General features: G+C 61.7%; 13 protein-coding genes. 7 read left to right on the top strand and 6 right to left on the bottom strand.

The features are described 5' to 3' along the window. Position 1: 1 nt before the first annotated feature. The 3 genes from AC1RN6_RS19400 to AC1RN6_RS19390 are packed head-to-tail and all read left to right on the top strand — an operon-like array spanning position 2 to position 2604. On the top strand, positions 2-862 hold the full coding sequence (locus AC1RN6_RS19400) for an ABC transporter substrate-binding protein (protein ID WP_493007062.1): 861 nt from the start codon (positions 2-4) through the stop codon (positions 860-862). Between the two features lie 3 nt (positions 863-865). Continuing rightward, the gene (locus AC1RN6_RS19395; protein WP_493007061.1) at positions 866-1633 is read left to right on the top strand and encodes a class II aldolase/adducin family protein; all 768 of its coding nucleotides are present in this window, start codon (positions 866-868) and stop codon (positions 1631-1633) included. Between the two features lie 32 nt (positions 1634-1665). Continuing rightward, on the top strand, positions 1666-2604 hold the full coding sequence (locus AC1RN6_RS19390) for a 2-hydroxyacid dehydrogenase (RefSeq protein WP_493007060.1): 939 nt from the start codon (positions 1666-1668) through the stop codon (positions 2602-2604). A 4-nt stretch (positions 2605-2608) separates the two neighbouring features. Here the strand turns inward: AC1RN6_RS19390 and AC1RN6_RS19385 are convergent, their stop codons facing one another. From AC1RN6_RS19385 to AC1RN6_RS19375, 3 genes are all read right to left on the bottom strand, one after another. Then, complete coding sequence (locus AC1RN6_RS19385; RefSeq protein WP_493007059.1) at positions 2609-3841, bottom strand: MFS transporter; 1233 nt, start codon at positions 3839-3841, stop codon at positions 2609-2611. A 67-nt stretch (positions 3842-3908) separates the two neighbouring features. Next, positions 3909-4766: an aldo/keto reductase gene (locus tag AC1RN6_RS19380; protein ID WP_493007058.1), complete on the bottom strand. Its 858-nt coding sequence runs from the start codon at positions 4764-4766 to the stop codon at positions 3909-3911. A 69-nt stretch (positions 4767-4835) separates the two neighbouring features. Further along, positions 4836-5972: an alkene reductase gene (locus AC1RN6_RS19375; protein WP_493007057.1), complete on the bottom strand. Its 1137-nt coding sequence runs from the start codon at positions 5970-5972 to the stop codon at positions 4836-4838. 221 nt (positions 5973-6193) lie between these two features. Here AC1RN6_RS19375 and AC1RN6_RS19370 point away from each other — a divergent pair, with 221 nt between their 5' ends. From AC1RN6_RS19370 to AC1RN6_RS19360, 3 genes are all read left to right on the top strand, one after another. After that, positions 6194-7078, top strand: coding sequence for a LysR family transcriptional regulator (locus AC1RN6_RS19370; RefSeq protein WP_493007056.1), 885 nt, complete (start codon positions 6194-6196; stop codon positions 7076-7078). Between the two features lie 237 nt (positions 7079-7315). After that, entirely contained in the window at positions 7316-8389 is a 1074-nt protein-coding gene (locus AC1RN6_RS19365; RefSeq protein ID WP_493007055.1) for a helix-turn-helix domain-containing protein, read from the top strand. A gap of 437 nt (positions 8390-8826) precedes the next feature. Beyond that, entirely contained in the window at positions 8827-11061 is a 2235-nt protein-coding gene (locus AC1RN6_RS19360) for an NADP-dependent isocitrate dehydrogenase (protein ID WP_493007054.1), read from the top strand. On the opposite strand, the gene AC1RN6_RS19355 is transcribed toward AC1RN6_RS19360, so the two are convergent. Both AC1RN6_RS19355 and AC1RN6_RS19350 read right to left on the bottom strand, forming a co-directional pair. After that, positions 11062-11208 (bottom strand): hypothetical protein, encoded by a 147-nt coding sequence (locus AC1RN6_RS19355; protein WP_493007053.1) that lies wholly within the window; start codon positions 11206-11208, stop codon positions 11062-11064. A 70-nt stretch (positions 11209-11278) separates the two neighbouring features. Continuing rightward, positions 11279-11554, bottom strand: a complete 276-nt coding sequence (locus AC1RN6_RS19350) for a DUF4148 domain-containing protein (RefSeq protein ID WP_493007052.1) — start codon at positions 11552-11554, stop codon at positions 11279-11281. A 338-nt stretch (positions 11555-11892) separates the two neighbouring features. Between AC1RN6_RS19350 and AC1RN6_RS19345 the strand changes: the two genes are divergently transcribed. After that, positions 11893-12606 carry a hypothetical protein gene (locus tag AC1RN6_RS19345; RefSeq protein WP_493007051.1) on the top strand — a complete coding sequence of 238 codons (714 nt, stop codon included), beginning with the start codon at positions 11893-11895 and terminating at the stop codon, positions 12604-12606. Positions 12607-12647: 41 nt separating this feature from the next. Here the strand turns inward: AC1RN6_RS19345 and AC1RN6_RS19340 are convergent, their stop codons facing one another. Continuing rightward, positions 12648-14951, bottom strand: coding sequence for an FdhF/YdeP family oxidoreductase (locus AC1RN6_RS19340; RefSeq protein WP_493007050.1), 2304 nt, complete (start codon positions 14949-14951; stop codon positions 12648-12650). Positions 14952-14970: the final 19 nt, after the last annotated feature.

The following is a 14970-nucleotide window of genomic DNA, read 5'->3' as shown; positions in this document are numbered from 1 at the left end:
CGTGCAACTGTTTAACCGAATTCTGACCAATATGAGCCTGCGCAGTGTTGCGCTGGCAGTCACTGCCATCACTGCAATGGGCGCATTGTCGGCACACGCCGCCGATCTGCCCGACCGCATCAAGAAAGCCGGCAAGCTGGTCATCGCGACACAAGCCAACTACCCGCCGATCGCCTACAAGAATCCCGAAACCGGCCAGTTGATGGGCCTCGACATTGAGCTCGGAGAAGCCATCGCCAAGGAACTCGGCCTCAAGGTAGAGTATCAGGAAACCGCCTTCGCCCAGGTCTTCAGCTCGCTGGCTACCGGCCGCGTCGACATCGCCATGGTCGCTATCAGCGACACGGCGGAACGCCAGAAGGTCGCCGACTTCATCGACTACATGAAGACCGGCCCGCAGTTCTTCACGTTGCAAACCAATGCCGCCAAAATCAAGGGCATCGCCGATGTCTGCGGCACCAAGGTCGGCGCCAGCCGCAACACCAACTGGCCGGTCCAGATCGCTGCCTGGAGCACGGACAATTGCGTCGCCAAGGGCAAGCCAGCCATCACCGTGATCGGCACCGAAGGTTCGGTCGATGCGCGCACGCAACTCAAGACCGGCCGCATCGACGTCGCCGTGCAAGGCAGCGAGACCCTGCCGTACTTCCAGACCATGGAAGCCAACACCTACGTCCTGCTCGGCCAGCCGCTGTTCCAGCAGGAGACCGGCATCCCGGTTTCCAAGACCGAGCCGGTACTGCGGGCCGCTGTGCTGGGCGCACTGCAAAACCTGCAACGCAACGGCACCTACGACAAGCTGCTGGCGAAGTACAAGCTGCAATCGTCGAGCATGCCGGTTGCAGTGAATCAGGGGAAATAAACCATGACAGAGGTTGCCGACGTTACCGACAGCGCGGAATGGAAGACGCGCTGCGAACTGGCGGCGCTGTACCGGCTGGCGGCGCATTTCCGCATGACCGACATGATCGACACGCATATCTCGGCACGGTTGCCGGGGTATGAAGATCAGTTTTTGATCAATCGCTACGGCGTGCTGTTCCATGAGATGCGCGCCTCCGATCTGGTCAAGGTCGACTACGCCGGACGCGAACTCAAAACCGGCAACGGCGCACCGGCCGGGCAACGCGTCAATGCCGCCGGCTTCACGATCCATTCGGCGGTTCACCATGCGCGGCCCGATCTGCATTTCGTCATCCATACGCATACCTCGGCTGGCATCGCCGTGGCGGCGCAGGAGCAGGGATTATTGCCGATCAGCCAGCATGCGATGAAGTTCTACGGCAAGCTCGGCTATCACGACTACGAAGGCATCGCGCTCGACCTCGCCGAGCGCGAGCGGCTGGTCGCCAACCTCGGCAACAACAAGGCGATGATCCTGCGCAATCACGGTTTGCTGGCGGCGGGGTCGACGGCAGCCGAAGCTTTCCACGAAATCTATTTTCTTGAACGCGCCTGCCAGGCGCAGGTTGCCGCGACGTCGGGCGGACAGGCGTTGCGCCTGCCGCCGGAAGCGGTGCGGCTGCGCACGGCGCAACAGTTCGCCGGCGACAACGCGAGCGGCATCATGGATCTGGCATGGCAGGCGGCATTGCGGCTGATCGAAAACGACCAGCCCGATTATCGTCAATGAGTTTCCGCTGATTCTCTACTGATCCTCTAGCCATGACCAAGGTCGTCTTTCTCGGCGTCAGTTCCGACGTCCCTAAAATTGCGGCGCTGGCGCGCGAGCGTGCCGGCGACATCGAGGTCTTGCTGCCCGGCGATGCCGGTGCGGACGAGGCCGAAGTCGCCGTCTGCTGGTCGCCGCCTCCCGGCGCACTGGCAAGTTATCCGCGCTTGAGATTGATCCATGCGATCGCCGCCGGTGTCGACAACATCCTGTGCGATCCGCAACTGCCGGCGCTGCCGCTGTGTCGCGTGGTCGCGCCTGACCTCACCGTCGCCATGACGGAATTCATCAGCTGGGGCGTGCTCTACTACCATCGGGATCTGGACCGTGCCCTCGCCAATCAGCGCAACAAGATCTGGCATCGCACCGCGCCTGCCGCTGCGTCGTCATGCACGGTCGGCATCATGGGCGTGGGCCAGCTCGGCGCGCATGTTGCCGATGAATTGCTGCGGATGGGTTTCAAGGTGCGAGGATGGTCGCGTCAGGAAAAGACGGTGGAGGGCATGGAGAGTTTTTACGGCGAATCCTTGTCCGATCCGCAGTTCAGCGACTTCCTCGGCGGCACCGATATTCTGGTGTGCCTGTTGCCGCTGACGGCGCAGACGCAGGGCATCCTCAATCGCGCCACGCTATCTGCACTACCGGCCGGCGCTGCGTTGATCCACGTCGGCCGCGGCGGTCATCTGGTATCGGCAGAGGTGCAAGCCATGCTGGAAAACGGCCATCTGCGCGGCGCCATTCTCGACGTGTTTGAGAAGGAGCCCTTGCCGGTCGAGAGTCCGTTCTGGTCCATGCCCAACGTCATCGTCACGCCACACATCGCCGCTGCCGCCAGCTACGACAGCGTACTCGATCAGATCGAAGAAAATATCCGCCGCCTGCAGCAAGGCGAACCGCTGCGCAATCTGGTGGATCGCAGCAGCGGTTACTGATTCATCAAGCTACGGCCGGCTTCACGCAACGCGCAGACACATTGTTCACCGCCAGCGTCAGCGCCAGCGCGCCGGCTTCACACGCTGCCGCCACCCAGCCGAGATCCGCGACCGAGAACACACTCAGGGTCAGCGCACCCAGCGCTGCGCCGAGTGAGAATCCCAGGTACATGAAGGAAGCATTCAGCGACAGCACGATGGGCGTTCCCTTCAGGCCGGCGATGCCGATCAGGCTGGCTTGCTGCGCCGGGAAAAACGACCAGTGCGCCAGGCCCCACGCAACCACGCCGATCAGCAGCGGCAGCAGGGCGTGCACGGGCGAGAGCCAGTAAGCGGTGGCCGACAGCAGGGCAAACGCCAGCGCCATGATGGCAAGGCTGGGCAGGATCACCGGACGCGGACCGAGACGGTCGACCGCCTTGCCGCCGATAGCCACGCCGATTGCGGCAGCAGCGCCCCACATGAACAGCACGTAGCCGATCTCGGCGCCGCGCAGCGTGGTGGCATGCGACACCAGAAGTGCGAGATAGGTGTAGACGGTGTACGCGCCCATGGCCCACAAGGTTGTCACCAGCAGACTCATCAGAATGATCGGGCGCCGTGCCGTAGCGATGCGCTCGCGCAGGCTGGCGACCGGCAGATTGGCGCCGATGCCGCGCGGCAGGCCGAAGATCAGGCCGGCGGTTGCCAGCGCCGACAGCATCGCGACGCCGAAGAAGGTCATGCGCCAGCCGAGATGTGCGCCGATGAGTGCGCCCAGCGGCACGCCGAAGGCGACCGCAATCGAGATGCCGCCGTTGACGATGGCCAGCGCGGTGCCGCGGCGTTCCGGGGTGACGGTGGCGCCGGCCAGTGCGTTGGCGCCCGGCACGAAGATGCCGGCGGAGGAGGCCAGCAAAATGCGCGCCGCCATCAGCCACCAGTAGTTGGTCGCCGTGCCCGCCATCAGGTTGGCCAGCGTGAACATCACCATTGCGGCGATCATCAGGCGGCGGCGATCGATGGCGCCGGTCAGTGCGGTGAGCACCGGCGAACTCAGCGCATAGGCCAATGCAAAGACGGTTACCAGTTGGCCGGCGGCGACTACGCTGACTTGCAGATCGGCGGCCATCTCCGGCAACAGGCCGGCGATCATGAAGCTTTCAGTGCCGACGGCAAAGGTGCCGAGCGCCAGCCAGAACAGCGGCAGGAGAGACGAGGCTGTGGCAGCCGCGCCGGTGGGGGAAGTTGTTTTCATGACGTTCTCTCAATCAAGGATGCCGCCCTCGGCAGCATGTCGTTTCATTTCATGTCGTTGCGCATGATTACGTCCGGCCGGCGGCGTCGAGTTCGGCGAACTCTTGCTCGGTCAGGCAGATGCGCGCAGCGGCGACGTTCTGTTCCAGATGTTTGACTTTCGATGTGCCGGGAATCGGCAACATCACGGGACTGCGTTTGAGCAGCCAGGCCAGCGCGATTTGTGCGGCGGTCGCTTCATGGCGCGCCGCGACTTTGGCGAGCGTCGACGACAGTGCGCCTTGCAGCAGGTCGCCGCCTGCCAGCGGATACCACGGGATGAAACCGATCCTGTGCTGCGTGCAGTAGTCGAGTACGTCTTCGCTGGCGCGGTCGGCGAGGTTGTAGCAGTTCTGGACCGTCGCGACCTTGAAGTGGCGCGACGCCGCTTCGATGTCGGTCACGCTGACTTCGCTCAGGCCGGCGTGACGGATCACGCCGTCATCGATTAGCTGCCGCACCGCGCCGAATTGTTCATCGGCCGGCACCCGCGGATCGATGCGGTGCAGCTGCCAAAGGCCGATCTGTTCCACACCGAGCCGGCGCAGGCTGGTGTGCGCCTGCTGAATCAGGTATTCGGGACGGCCCAGCGGCACCCAATGGTCGGGGCCGGTGCGCACCAGTCCGGCCTTGGTCGCAACCAGAATGCCGCCGTAGGGATGCAGCGCCGTGCGGATCAGGTCTTCCGACACGTTCGGACCGTAGGAGTCGGCGGTGTCGATGAAGTTGACGCCGAGGTCCGGCAGGCGGCGCAGGGTGCGGATCGCTTCGGCGCGGTCTTCCGGTTCGCCCCAGATGCCGGGGCCGGTGATGCGCATGGCGCCGAAACCGAGGCGTTGTACCGGCGTCGTGCCGTCGATCAGAAAAGTGTTGTTGCCGTCTGCCATGTCGATATCCTCAGAAAATGAAAAGAGAGCGGCGCAGCGCATCCTTGCAGAGGTGCTGCACCGCCTGATTTATGCGGCCAATGTCGCGTCTGCGTTGACTTCGTGGCGCGCGTGGAAGGGATAATCGGTATAGCCGACCTCGGTGCCGCCGAAGAAAGTAGGACGATCATACGGGTTTAACGTCCAGCCGTTGCGCAGGCGCTCAGGCAGGTCCGGATTGGCGATGAAATCGCGGCCGAACGCAACCAGATCGGCGTCGCCCGCCTGCAGGATCGCTTCCGCGGTGTCGCCCTTGAAGCCGCCCGCCGCAATGATGAGGCCTTTGTAATGTTTGCGCATGAGTTGCGCTGCGACCGGCGCCGGATCCTTGCTGTCGTCGTCGACGTTGCCCAGCACGCGCGGTTCGATCAGATGCAGGTAGGCCAGGTCGAGCGCCGAAAGTTGCTGCGCAACGTACGTAAACAAGGCTTCCGGATTGCTGTCGGACATGTCGCCCCAGGTGCCGCTCGGGCCGAGGCGCACTGCGACACGCTTGCTGCCCCAGACCGAGATCAGGGCGCGCGTGACATCGAGCAGGAAGCGGCTGCGGTTTTCGAACGAGCCGCCGTAGATGTCGGTGCGCCTGTTGCTGCCGTCTTGCAGGAACTGGTCGAACAGATAGCCGTTGGCGCCGTGGATTTCCACGCCGTCGAAACCGGCTTGCACGCCGCGTTCTGCAGCCGCACGGAAGCTTTCGACCAGGTCGCTGATTTCTGCAATCGTCAGGGCGCGCGCAGGGGTGTTGGGAATCCAGCCGGCTTCGGTATAGGCGACGCCGCCGTGTTCCACCGCCGAGGGCGCGACCGGCTGGCCGCCGCCCGGTTGCAACTGGCTGTTGGACTGGCGTCCTGCATGGTACAGCTGCAGGAAGATGCGGCCGCCCTTTGCGTGAACGGCGTCGGTGACCTGCTTCCAGCCGGCGATCTGGCTGTCGTCATACAGGCCGGGCGCGCCGAGGTAGCCGTTGCCATTGGCGGCGGCGATGGTGGCTTCGCCGATCAGCAGGCCGCCTTGCGAGGTGCGTTGCGCGTAATACTCTGCCATCAGCGGACCGGGAATCGCGCCGGCTTCGGCACGCATGCGGGTCAGCGGCGCCAGCACGACGCGGTGGGAGATTTCATAAGGACCGACGTTGACGGCGGTATGGAGTTTCGAGAGTTGGGACATGGTTTGCTCACAGTGTGGTTCGATAGGTTGTTGGATATCTGCAAAACGCCGTGCAGGATTCAAATGCAAGTACGGTGTAGGCAATATAGGCGTCCAGACACTTAAGAAAAATAGCCCTGATTTCTCAACATATCGGACAATAGTTCTTGAATCGGCTGGTTGATTTCCTACCGGCACGTCCCACAACAGCATCTGTTACTTCATCTTGGAAGCGGATCACCATGGACAGCCTCAACGGCATTTCGATGTTTGTGCAGGTCGCGGAAACGCGCAGTTTTACCGAAGCCGGCCGGATTCTCGGCGTGTCGTCCTCGGCGGTCGGCAAGAGCATCGCGCGCATGGAGGAGCGGCTGCGCGTGCGGCTGTTCCATCGCAGCACGCGCAGCATCACGCTGACGGCGGAAGGGGCATTGTTTCTTGAACGCTGCCGCCGCATCCTCAGCGAGGTCGATGCGGCCGAGGCCGAGTTGTCGGATGCCGCCGGCAGTCCGCGCGGGCGCTTGCGCGTGGGTGCGCCGCAGCTGGTCAATCTGCTGATGCCGATCTTCGACAGTTTCATGGCGCGCTATCCCGACATCGATCTCGACATCGACATGTCGGATCGCATGGTCGACGTGGTGGAAGAGGGCTTCGACATCGTGATCCGCACCGGCGAGCAAACCGATTCGCGCCTGGTGGCGCGCCGGCTGGGGGCTTGCCCGCACGTGCTGGTGGCTTCGCCGGGCTACCTCAGGCAGCACGGCACGCCGATGCATCCGAACGAACTGGCGAAGCACGCCTGCCTGCAGCATCGCTTTCCCGCCACCGGCAAGCTGGAGCGCTGGCCCCTGCGGCGCGAAGAAACCGATCCCGAGCTGGTGCTGCCGGAAACCATCACCGTCAACACCATCGAGCCGCTGGCATATGCCGTGCTGCAGGGACGCGGCATCGCCTTCCTGCCGGCTTTTCTGGTGCGCGATGCGCTCGATCAGGGTTTGCTGCGCACGGTGCTGGACGATTATCTCGACCGCACCGTGACCTTCTGGATACTGTGGCCGGCAAGCCGCTATGCCTCGCCCAAGCTGCGCGTGTTCATCGACCACATGAGCCAGCATTTGCGCATCTGAGCGGGCGGCACATTCCACTGCGAATTGCCGGTGGAAAACATCCCTGTTCCGGCTTCTGCCGCCGGGTTGCCTGGTTTACACTAAACCGGTGTTAACACATCTCCCGCAGTTTCTTCTCGTTGTTTCTTCTCGGCACTAAATTTGCCGATGCCGGGAATGCGGGCAATTCATTTACGACATCATGCAATCTGGAATCGCCTTGGCTGCTGACATGTTTCATCTGGATATCTGCACATCATGAGCAGAGGCTATTCCGCGGCCGTGAGCCGCCTCATCGCCAACCAGCAGCAGCGCTACGCATTTCCTCCGCCGGATGCCGGGCCGCAGGCGTCGATGCCGCGCGTCATCCATCAGCATTTCACCGTGGCTGGCGAGAGCCGCAGCTTGCAGGCGCCGGCCTGGGGCGACTATGTCGGCCGCATCCTCGATTTCCCCGTGTCGCGCGCCCAGCGCGAGTTCGGTTTCCGGGGCGAGATCGACACCTATGTCCTGAGCGACATGATTTACCTCGACAGCCGCACCGACGCCTTGTCGCAAGCCCGCACCAACGCCCGCATCTCGCGCGACAGCGTGCGCGACTACGTTTTCCACGTCGCCGTGGAAGGCATCATGGAGACCGCCATCGGTACCGTGAAGGAGCGCAAGTCGTCGCAGTTCGTGCCGGGCATTCTTGCACTCGACATGGGACAGCCCATGCACATGGTGCGCCCGACCTATTCGCGGGTGCTGGCGTTTTTCGTGCCGCGCGCCATGGTGGAAGAAGAGATTCCCGACGCCGAGTCGCTGCACGGCCAGGTGGTCGGCTACACGACGCCGCTGACGCGCCTTATCCTGGACCGCGTGACCAGTCTGTGCCACGGCTTGCCGACCATGCCGCAGGAGGAGGCGGAACAATCCATCCGCGTCTGCGCCGGCCTGATCCTGGCTGCCTTCAAGAAACAATCGCGGCGCAGCGCCGGCACCCATGCCGCAGTGCAGACGGCGACGCGCAACCAGGTCCGCGACTTCATTGAGGTGAACCTGCGCGACGGCGACCTGACCACGGAAACGATCCTCCAGGCTTTCCCGATTCCACGGCCGACCCTGTACCGCATGTTCGAGCATGAAGGCGGCATCGGCACCTACATCCGCAACCGCCGCCTGCGCGAAGCGGCGGAAGAACTGGCGACGGCGCCGCATGTAAGCATCATGGAGATCGCCTACGGCTGGTCCTTCGGCAGCCCGTCGGATTTCACGCGCGCATTCCGCCGCGCCTACGGCATGGCGCCGCAGGATTTCCGGGCACTGGGCGTGGATCTGCTCAGGAACTGAGCGCTGCCGGCTGCGTTTGCCGGTCTTGTCTGCGCTGCAAAATTGTCACTTTTTCATCAAAATTGCCGAAGTCGCCGGCACGGCAGCTTTCCGGCAAAAGTCTCCCGGCTCCAAAAATCCAATTCTCAAGGCATTCAGAGCGGCTTCGATGTAAACTACTGGCTGATTTTGCGTTGTGCGCCGGGAAGAAAGCCCCAAAACTTGCAGTTTTGCGGAATAAACTTTCTCATATGGCAATATTTCTTCTTTGAAACTCTCTCCTCAGACTGTTTCAGCGCGCAATTAAGATTGGCGACAGGAAGCGCCAATACAATCAGGCCTTGGCAATAAAAGCTGCTGACAAAACGTCGTTGACGGGGTTTTGTCAGCAGCTTTATGGGCTGCACTGGATAAACAACAGAGAAGCATACCGACACATCAACAGCAAGGACGTCATCATGACCACAGATAAATCCACCATCATCTATACGCTTACTGACGAGGCGCCGCTGCTGGCGACGTACTCCCTCCTGCCGATCATCCGGACCTTCACCGCACCGGTGGGCGTCGATGTCGTGGAAAGCGATATCTCGGTGGCGACGCGCATTCTGGCCGAATTCCCGGACCGTCTGACACCTGAACAGCGTGTCCCCGACAATCTGGCCGCGCTGGGCAAGCTGACGCAAGATCCAAGCGCCAACATCATCAAGCTGCCGAACATCAGCGCCTCGGTGCCGCAGCTGCAAGCCGCCGTGCGCGAACTGCAATCGCGCGGTTACGCCATTCCGGATGTGCCGGAAGATCCGAAGACCGATGAAGAAAAAGAAATCCTGAAGAGCTACTCCAAAGTGCTCGGCAGCGCCGTCAACCCGGTCCTGCGCGAAGGCAATTCCGATCGCCGCGCACCGGCATCGATCAAGCGCTTCGCACGCAAGCACCCGCACAGCATGGGCGAGTGGAGCATGGCATCGCGCTCGCACGTTGCGCACATGACCCACGGCGACTTCTACCATGGCGAAAAGTCCATGACCATCGGCGCCGCGCGCGACGTCAAGATGGAACTGATCGGCAAGAGCGGCAAGACCACCGTCCTCAAGGCGAAGGTCGCCCTGAAGGCCGGCGAAATCATCGACAGCATGTTCATGAGCAAGAAGGCGCTGTGCGACTTCTACGAAACGCAATTTGAAGATGCGCGCAAGACCGGCGTCATGCTGTCGCTGCACGTCAAGGCGACCATGATGAAGGTCTCGCACCCGATCGTGTTCGGCCACGCCGTCAAGATTTTCTACAAGGAAGCGTTTGCCAAGCACGGCAAGCTGTTCGATGAACTGGGCGTGAACGTCAACAACGGCCTGGTCAACCTGTACGAAAAAATCGAAACACTGCCTTCGTCGAAGAAGGAAGAAATCATCCGTGACCTGCACGCCTGTCACGAACACCGTCCGTCGCTGGCGATGGTTGACTCCGCCAAGGGCATCTCCAACCTGCACGCACCGAACGACGTGATCGTCGACGCATCGATGCCTGCCATGATCCGTATCGGCGGCAAGATGTGGGACGCCAACGGCAAGCCGCAAGACACCAAGGCGGTCATCCCGGAAAGCACCTTCGCCCGTATCTATCAGGAAGTCATCAACTTCTGCAAAACCAACGGCAACTTCGATCCGACCACCATGGGCACCGTGCCTAACGTCGGCCTGATGGCGCAAAAGGCGGAAGAATACGGTTCGCACGACAAGACATTTGAAATCGCTGAAGACGGCGTCGCCAACATCGTCGACCTGGCGACCGGCGAAGTCCTGCTGACGCAAAACGTCGAGCAAGGCGACATCTGGCGCATGTGCCAGGTCAAGGACGACCCGATCCGCGACTGGGTCAAACTGGCCGTCACCCGCGCCCGCAACTCCGGCATGCCGGCCGTGTTCTGGCTCGACCCTTACCGTCCGCACGAAGCAGAACTGATCAAGAAGGTGGAGACTTACCTGAAGGATCACGACACCAAGGGCCTGGACATCCAGATCATGTCGCAAGTGCGCGCCATGCGTTACACGCTGGAACGCGTCATCCGCGGCCTGGATACTATTTCGGTGACCGGCAACATCCTGCGCGACTACCTGACCGACCTGTTCCCGATCATGGAACTGGGCACCAGCGCCAAGATGCTGTCGATCGTTCCGCTGATGGCTGGCGGCGGCATGTACGAAACAGGCGCAGGCGGTTCGGCGCCGAAGCACGTCAAGCAACTGGTGGAAGAAAACCATCTGCGCTGGGACTCGCTGGGTGAATTCCTGGCGCTGGCCGTGTCGCTGGAAGACATGGGCATCAAGACCGGCAACAAGAAGGCGCAAATCCTGGCCAAGGCGCTGGACGATGCCACCGGCAAGCTGCTGGACAACAACAAGTCGCCATCGCCGAAGACCGGCGAGCTGGACAATCGCGGCAGCCATTTCTACCTGGCCATGTACTGGGCGCAGGAACTGGCAGCACAAAAGGACGACGCCGAACTGGCAGCCAAGTTCGCACCGCTGGCCAAGACACTGACCGAGAATGAAGCCAAGATCACGGCAGAGCTCAAGGCAGTGCAAGGCAACCCGGTCGACATCGGCGGCTACTTCCTGGCCGACCCGAAGAAGGTCAGCGAAGTCATGCGTCCGAGCGCGACGTTCAATGCAGCACTGAGCGAAGTCAAGTAATCAGGCGCGTTGAAATAAAAAAGCAAAAACGGATCCGCGCAAGCCGGCGGATCCGCCCAGAAAAAAGGCAGACCAGCGAAAGCGGGTCTGCTTTTTTTCATTCTGCATGAGCATCACGCCATCCCCCCGTCCGGCGTGCGTGTTCATCGCATGGCTACTGCTGGAACTACTCTGTTCCGATATCTATCGGTGCAGCAATGTTCCGTGAGCCGTTATCTCAGGCGCCGGAATAAAGCGTGTCGCCATGTTGCGCGGTCTGCAGTTGCCGTTCGACGTTCTTGCGGCTCAGCGACGATGGCGCTTGCGACACGACAGGATAGCTGTTGCCTTCCGACAGCAGGCCCTGATGTTCTGCCTGGATCAGATCCTGTTTGACCTGCGCGCGCGAGACGGTCGAGGTGAACGGCTGGTCAACCGGATAGGGTGCTTCGGCGAAGGCGCTGGCAGCAGTGCTCAAAGTAAGGACGGCGAGGGCAATATGAAATTTACGCATGGTGTATTCTCCAAAAATAAGGCGATGGCCGCAGTCAGTCGTGCATACCGCATGACTTGGGAAGAACATTGAAGGGGGCCGCGGCCATCGTGAACACAGTTTGCGCCACGCGCGGCGACACCAGCATGACGAACGTATGACAATTTCGTCATACCCGCGTCAGCGTTTTGCCAGACAAGGAACATGTGCATAACGCGAGCCGGTCAGGTGTAAATCGTTTACGTATTGCTTGCAGTTTTTTCTTGCTTGTTTTGTATGCGGCGCGGGCTTTGCAACACAGCCAGGCGTCAGGTGTAAGATAAGATACTCCACGTTCTCCAGCACAAGGTGAGTCAACGATGATGAAACCAATTTCCTTCGCACTTGTCCTTGCCGCCGTCGGCATTTTGCAGAGTCATCCGGCGCTGGCGCAAACGCAGTCACAATCGCAACCGGCCGATCCCAGCTGCGATTGCCAGCAACCGGTAGGCGCCTGCTCGGCATCCATCGCCGTCAAGCCGGTGGAAGCGACCACGCTGGGTTCCTATGCGGCGGAGCTGAAATTCACTTCTTCCGCACCGGCCTGTTCCAAAGTCAATTACTACGTCGACGGTACGCCGTATTTCAACGTGCTCGTGAGCGGCAACACCGGCACCGACAATATCTGGGGACCGAAGCAGGTCAGCCGCGCCAATATCACCGAAATCAGCTGCCAGGTCTGCAAGCAGGTTTCCATCACGCCGATCCCGCAAGACAAGAAGCCGGTCAAGAGCGAACTCAAGCCGGGCTTGTTCGATGGTCAATGGGCGGGGGCGGGGAATAATTCCTTCGGCTCGGCGCAGCGCTGGACGCTCAGTTTCGCCACCACAGCGGCGGGGCAGGCGGCTATTACCGGCACCATGGAAGGCAATTTCCCGACAGTGCCGATCAGCGCCAGCGGCACTGTCAGCGGCAGCACGCTGAGCTGGAAGGATCAGCAGACATTGTGCTCCGCCAGCCTGCTGACGGACGTGTCGCTGGCCTTCGAATGCCACGGACAAGGGTCCGTGCAGATGGTGATGAAGCGCCAGTAGCCGCCGGGGATGCGGGCGCGCCGGCCCGGTTCAGACCGAACTCACAAGCGATGTGAAATCAGCCGCACCGGAATCGATTTCGCTGCCGGCACCTTGCTGCCTTTGGCGTGATGCGACAGCGGGATCAATGGATTCAGCTCCGGAAAATATCCCATGATGCAACCAGCCGGAATATCGTAAGCCTGCACCCGCAGGTTCGCCACGCGGCGCGCGACGTCGTCGCGGCTCACGGTTTGCGCCGTGACAAAGGCGCCATCCTGCAGCGCCAGGCGTTCCATGTCGGCTGCGTTCATCAGCAACACGCGGCGCGTACCGTGCACGCCGCGGAAGCGGTCGTCGAGGCCATACACCGTCGTGTTGAACTGGCTGTCGCCGCGCGTGGTCATCAAGCGCAGGGTGCCAGGTTCATCCGGCATGTCGGGATCTTCGTCGAAACTGTCCGGCGTGATGAAGTTGGCCTTGCCGTTGGGCGTATTCCATTTGCGTTCGCGTGCCGCCAGTGGCCGCGCGAAGCCGCCCGGCATCCACATGCGTTCGTTGAAGTCGTGGAAGATGTCGGGATAGGTTTCGGCGATGGCATTGCGGATGCGCGCGTAGTCGGCTGTCCAGGCGTTCCAGTTGACCTTGGGATTGGGGATCAGGATGCGCTTGGCAACTTCCGCCACGATGGCGACTTCCGACAGCAGTTGCGTCGATGCCGGTTTGACCACGCCGCGCGAACCGTGCATGCAACCGGTGCTGTCTTCCACCGAAACCGCTTGCGCGCCGCCGGTTTGCTGATCGATCTCGATGCGTCCCAGGCAGGGCAGCAGGTAAGACCGTTTGCCGTGAATGACCGAACTGCGGTTCAGGCGCGTCATTACCTGCACGGTCAGAGGAATCTGTCGCCACGCCGGTTCCATGCGGTCGTGATCGGGGATGGCGCGTACAAAATTCCCGCCCAGCATGAAGAAGGCGGAGATTTTCTTGTTGAGTATTTCTTCGCAGGCTTCGACGGTGTTGAGGCCTTTTTTCTCAGGGACAGTGAAGCCGTATTGCTGCTGCAATTTGTCTTTCGGCACCAGCTCGGGCTTTTCCGTAATGCCGACGGTGCGTTGTCCCTGTACGTTGGAGTGGCCGCGAATCGGGCAGATGCCGGCGCCGGGCTTGCCGATGTTGCCACGCAGGAGCAGCAGATTGGTCAGCATGTGAATGGTGCGCACCGCTTCGCGATGCTGGGTCACGCCCATGCCGTACATCAGCATGCAGGCGCGTGCATTGGCGTAGGTCTGCGCGGCTTGTTCCAGTTCAGCGCGCGTGACGCCTGATTGCCGTTCGATGTCGTCCCACTCGGCTTGCCGCGCGGCGTTGGCGAATTCCTCGAAACCGGACGTGTGATCGGCGATGAAGCCCGCATCGAGCAGGCGCGGCTGGCGCGCCGCCAGCGCAGCATCGTCGTTTTCGATCAGCCACTTGGCCATGCCCATGACCGCCGCCGTATCGCCGCCGATCTTGATCTGTACATATTGCGTGCTGATCGCGGTGCGCGCCGGCGTCAACATTTCCAGCGGCGATTGCGGATTGACGAAACTGACCAGGCCGCGTTCGCGCAGCGGATTGAAGGTGATCACCGGTGCGCCGCGTTTGCGCACTTCCTCCAGCGAGTGCAGCATGCGCGGCGCATTGGTGCCGGTGTTGTGGCCGAAGAACAGGATGCAGTCGGTTGCGGCAAAGTCGTCCAGTCCTACTGTGCCGACGGCGACGCCGATGGTCTTGGGCAGCGCCACCGAGGTCGACTCGTGGCACATGTTGGAGCTGTCCGGCAGATTGTTGGTGCCGTACATGCGTGCCATCAGGCCGTACATGTAGGAGGTCTCAAGCGAAGCGCGGCCCGATGCGTAGAACACCACCTTATCGGGATCGGCGGCGCGCAGCTCGGAGCCGATTTCATTGAAGGCTTGCTCCCACGAGAGCGGCAGGTACTTGTCGGTCTCGTCGTCGTAGCGCATCGGCGCCGTCAGGCGACCGGCGGATTCCAGCTCGAAGTCGGACCAGCTCTCCAGTTCCGTAACGGTGTGTTGCGCAAAGAATTCCGGCGTAGCGCGCTTATCGGTGATTTCCCATGCGGTCGCCTTGGCGCCGTTCTCGCAAAATTCAAAAGCATGCGGATCCGCCGGCTTGGCCCAGGAGCAACTGACGCAGGCAAAGCCCTCCGGCTTGTTCTGCTTCATCAGCGCGCGGGTGCCGCTGGTGACGACGTGCTCCTGCATCAGGATGGAGCCGAGCGCGCGCACCGAGCCCCAACCGCCGGCGGCGTTGGTGTACTCGGTGAACGTAGCTTCTTCCGGAATGTCCTTGGTCTTCATGGCGCTCTCCTGCAAGGCG

This window comes from Herbaspirillum sp. GW822-FHT03A08 (genome assembly GCF_058801885.1).
The sequence above is the reverse complement of the archived record's forward strand: the minus strand, read 5'-3'. Positions and strand labels throughout refer to the sequence as shown.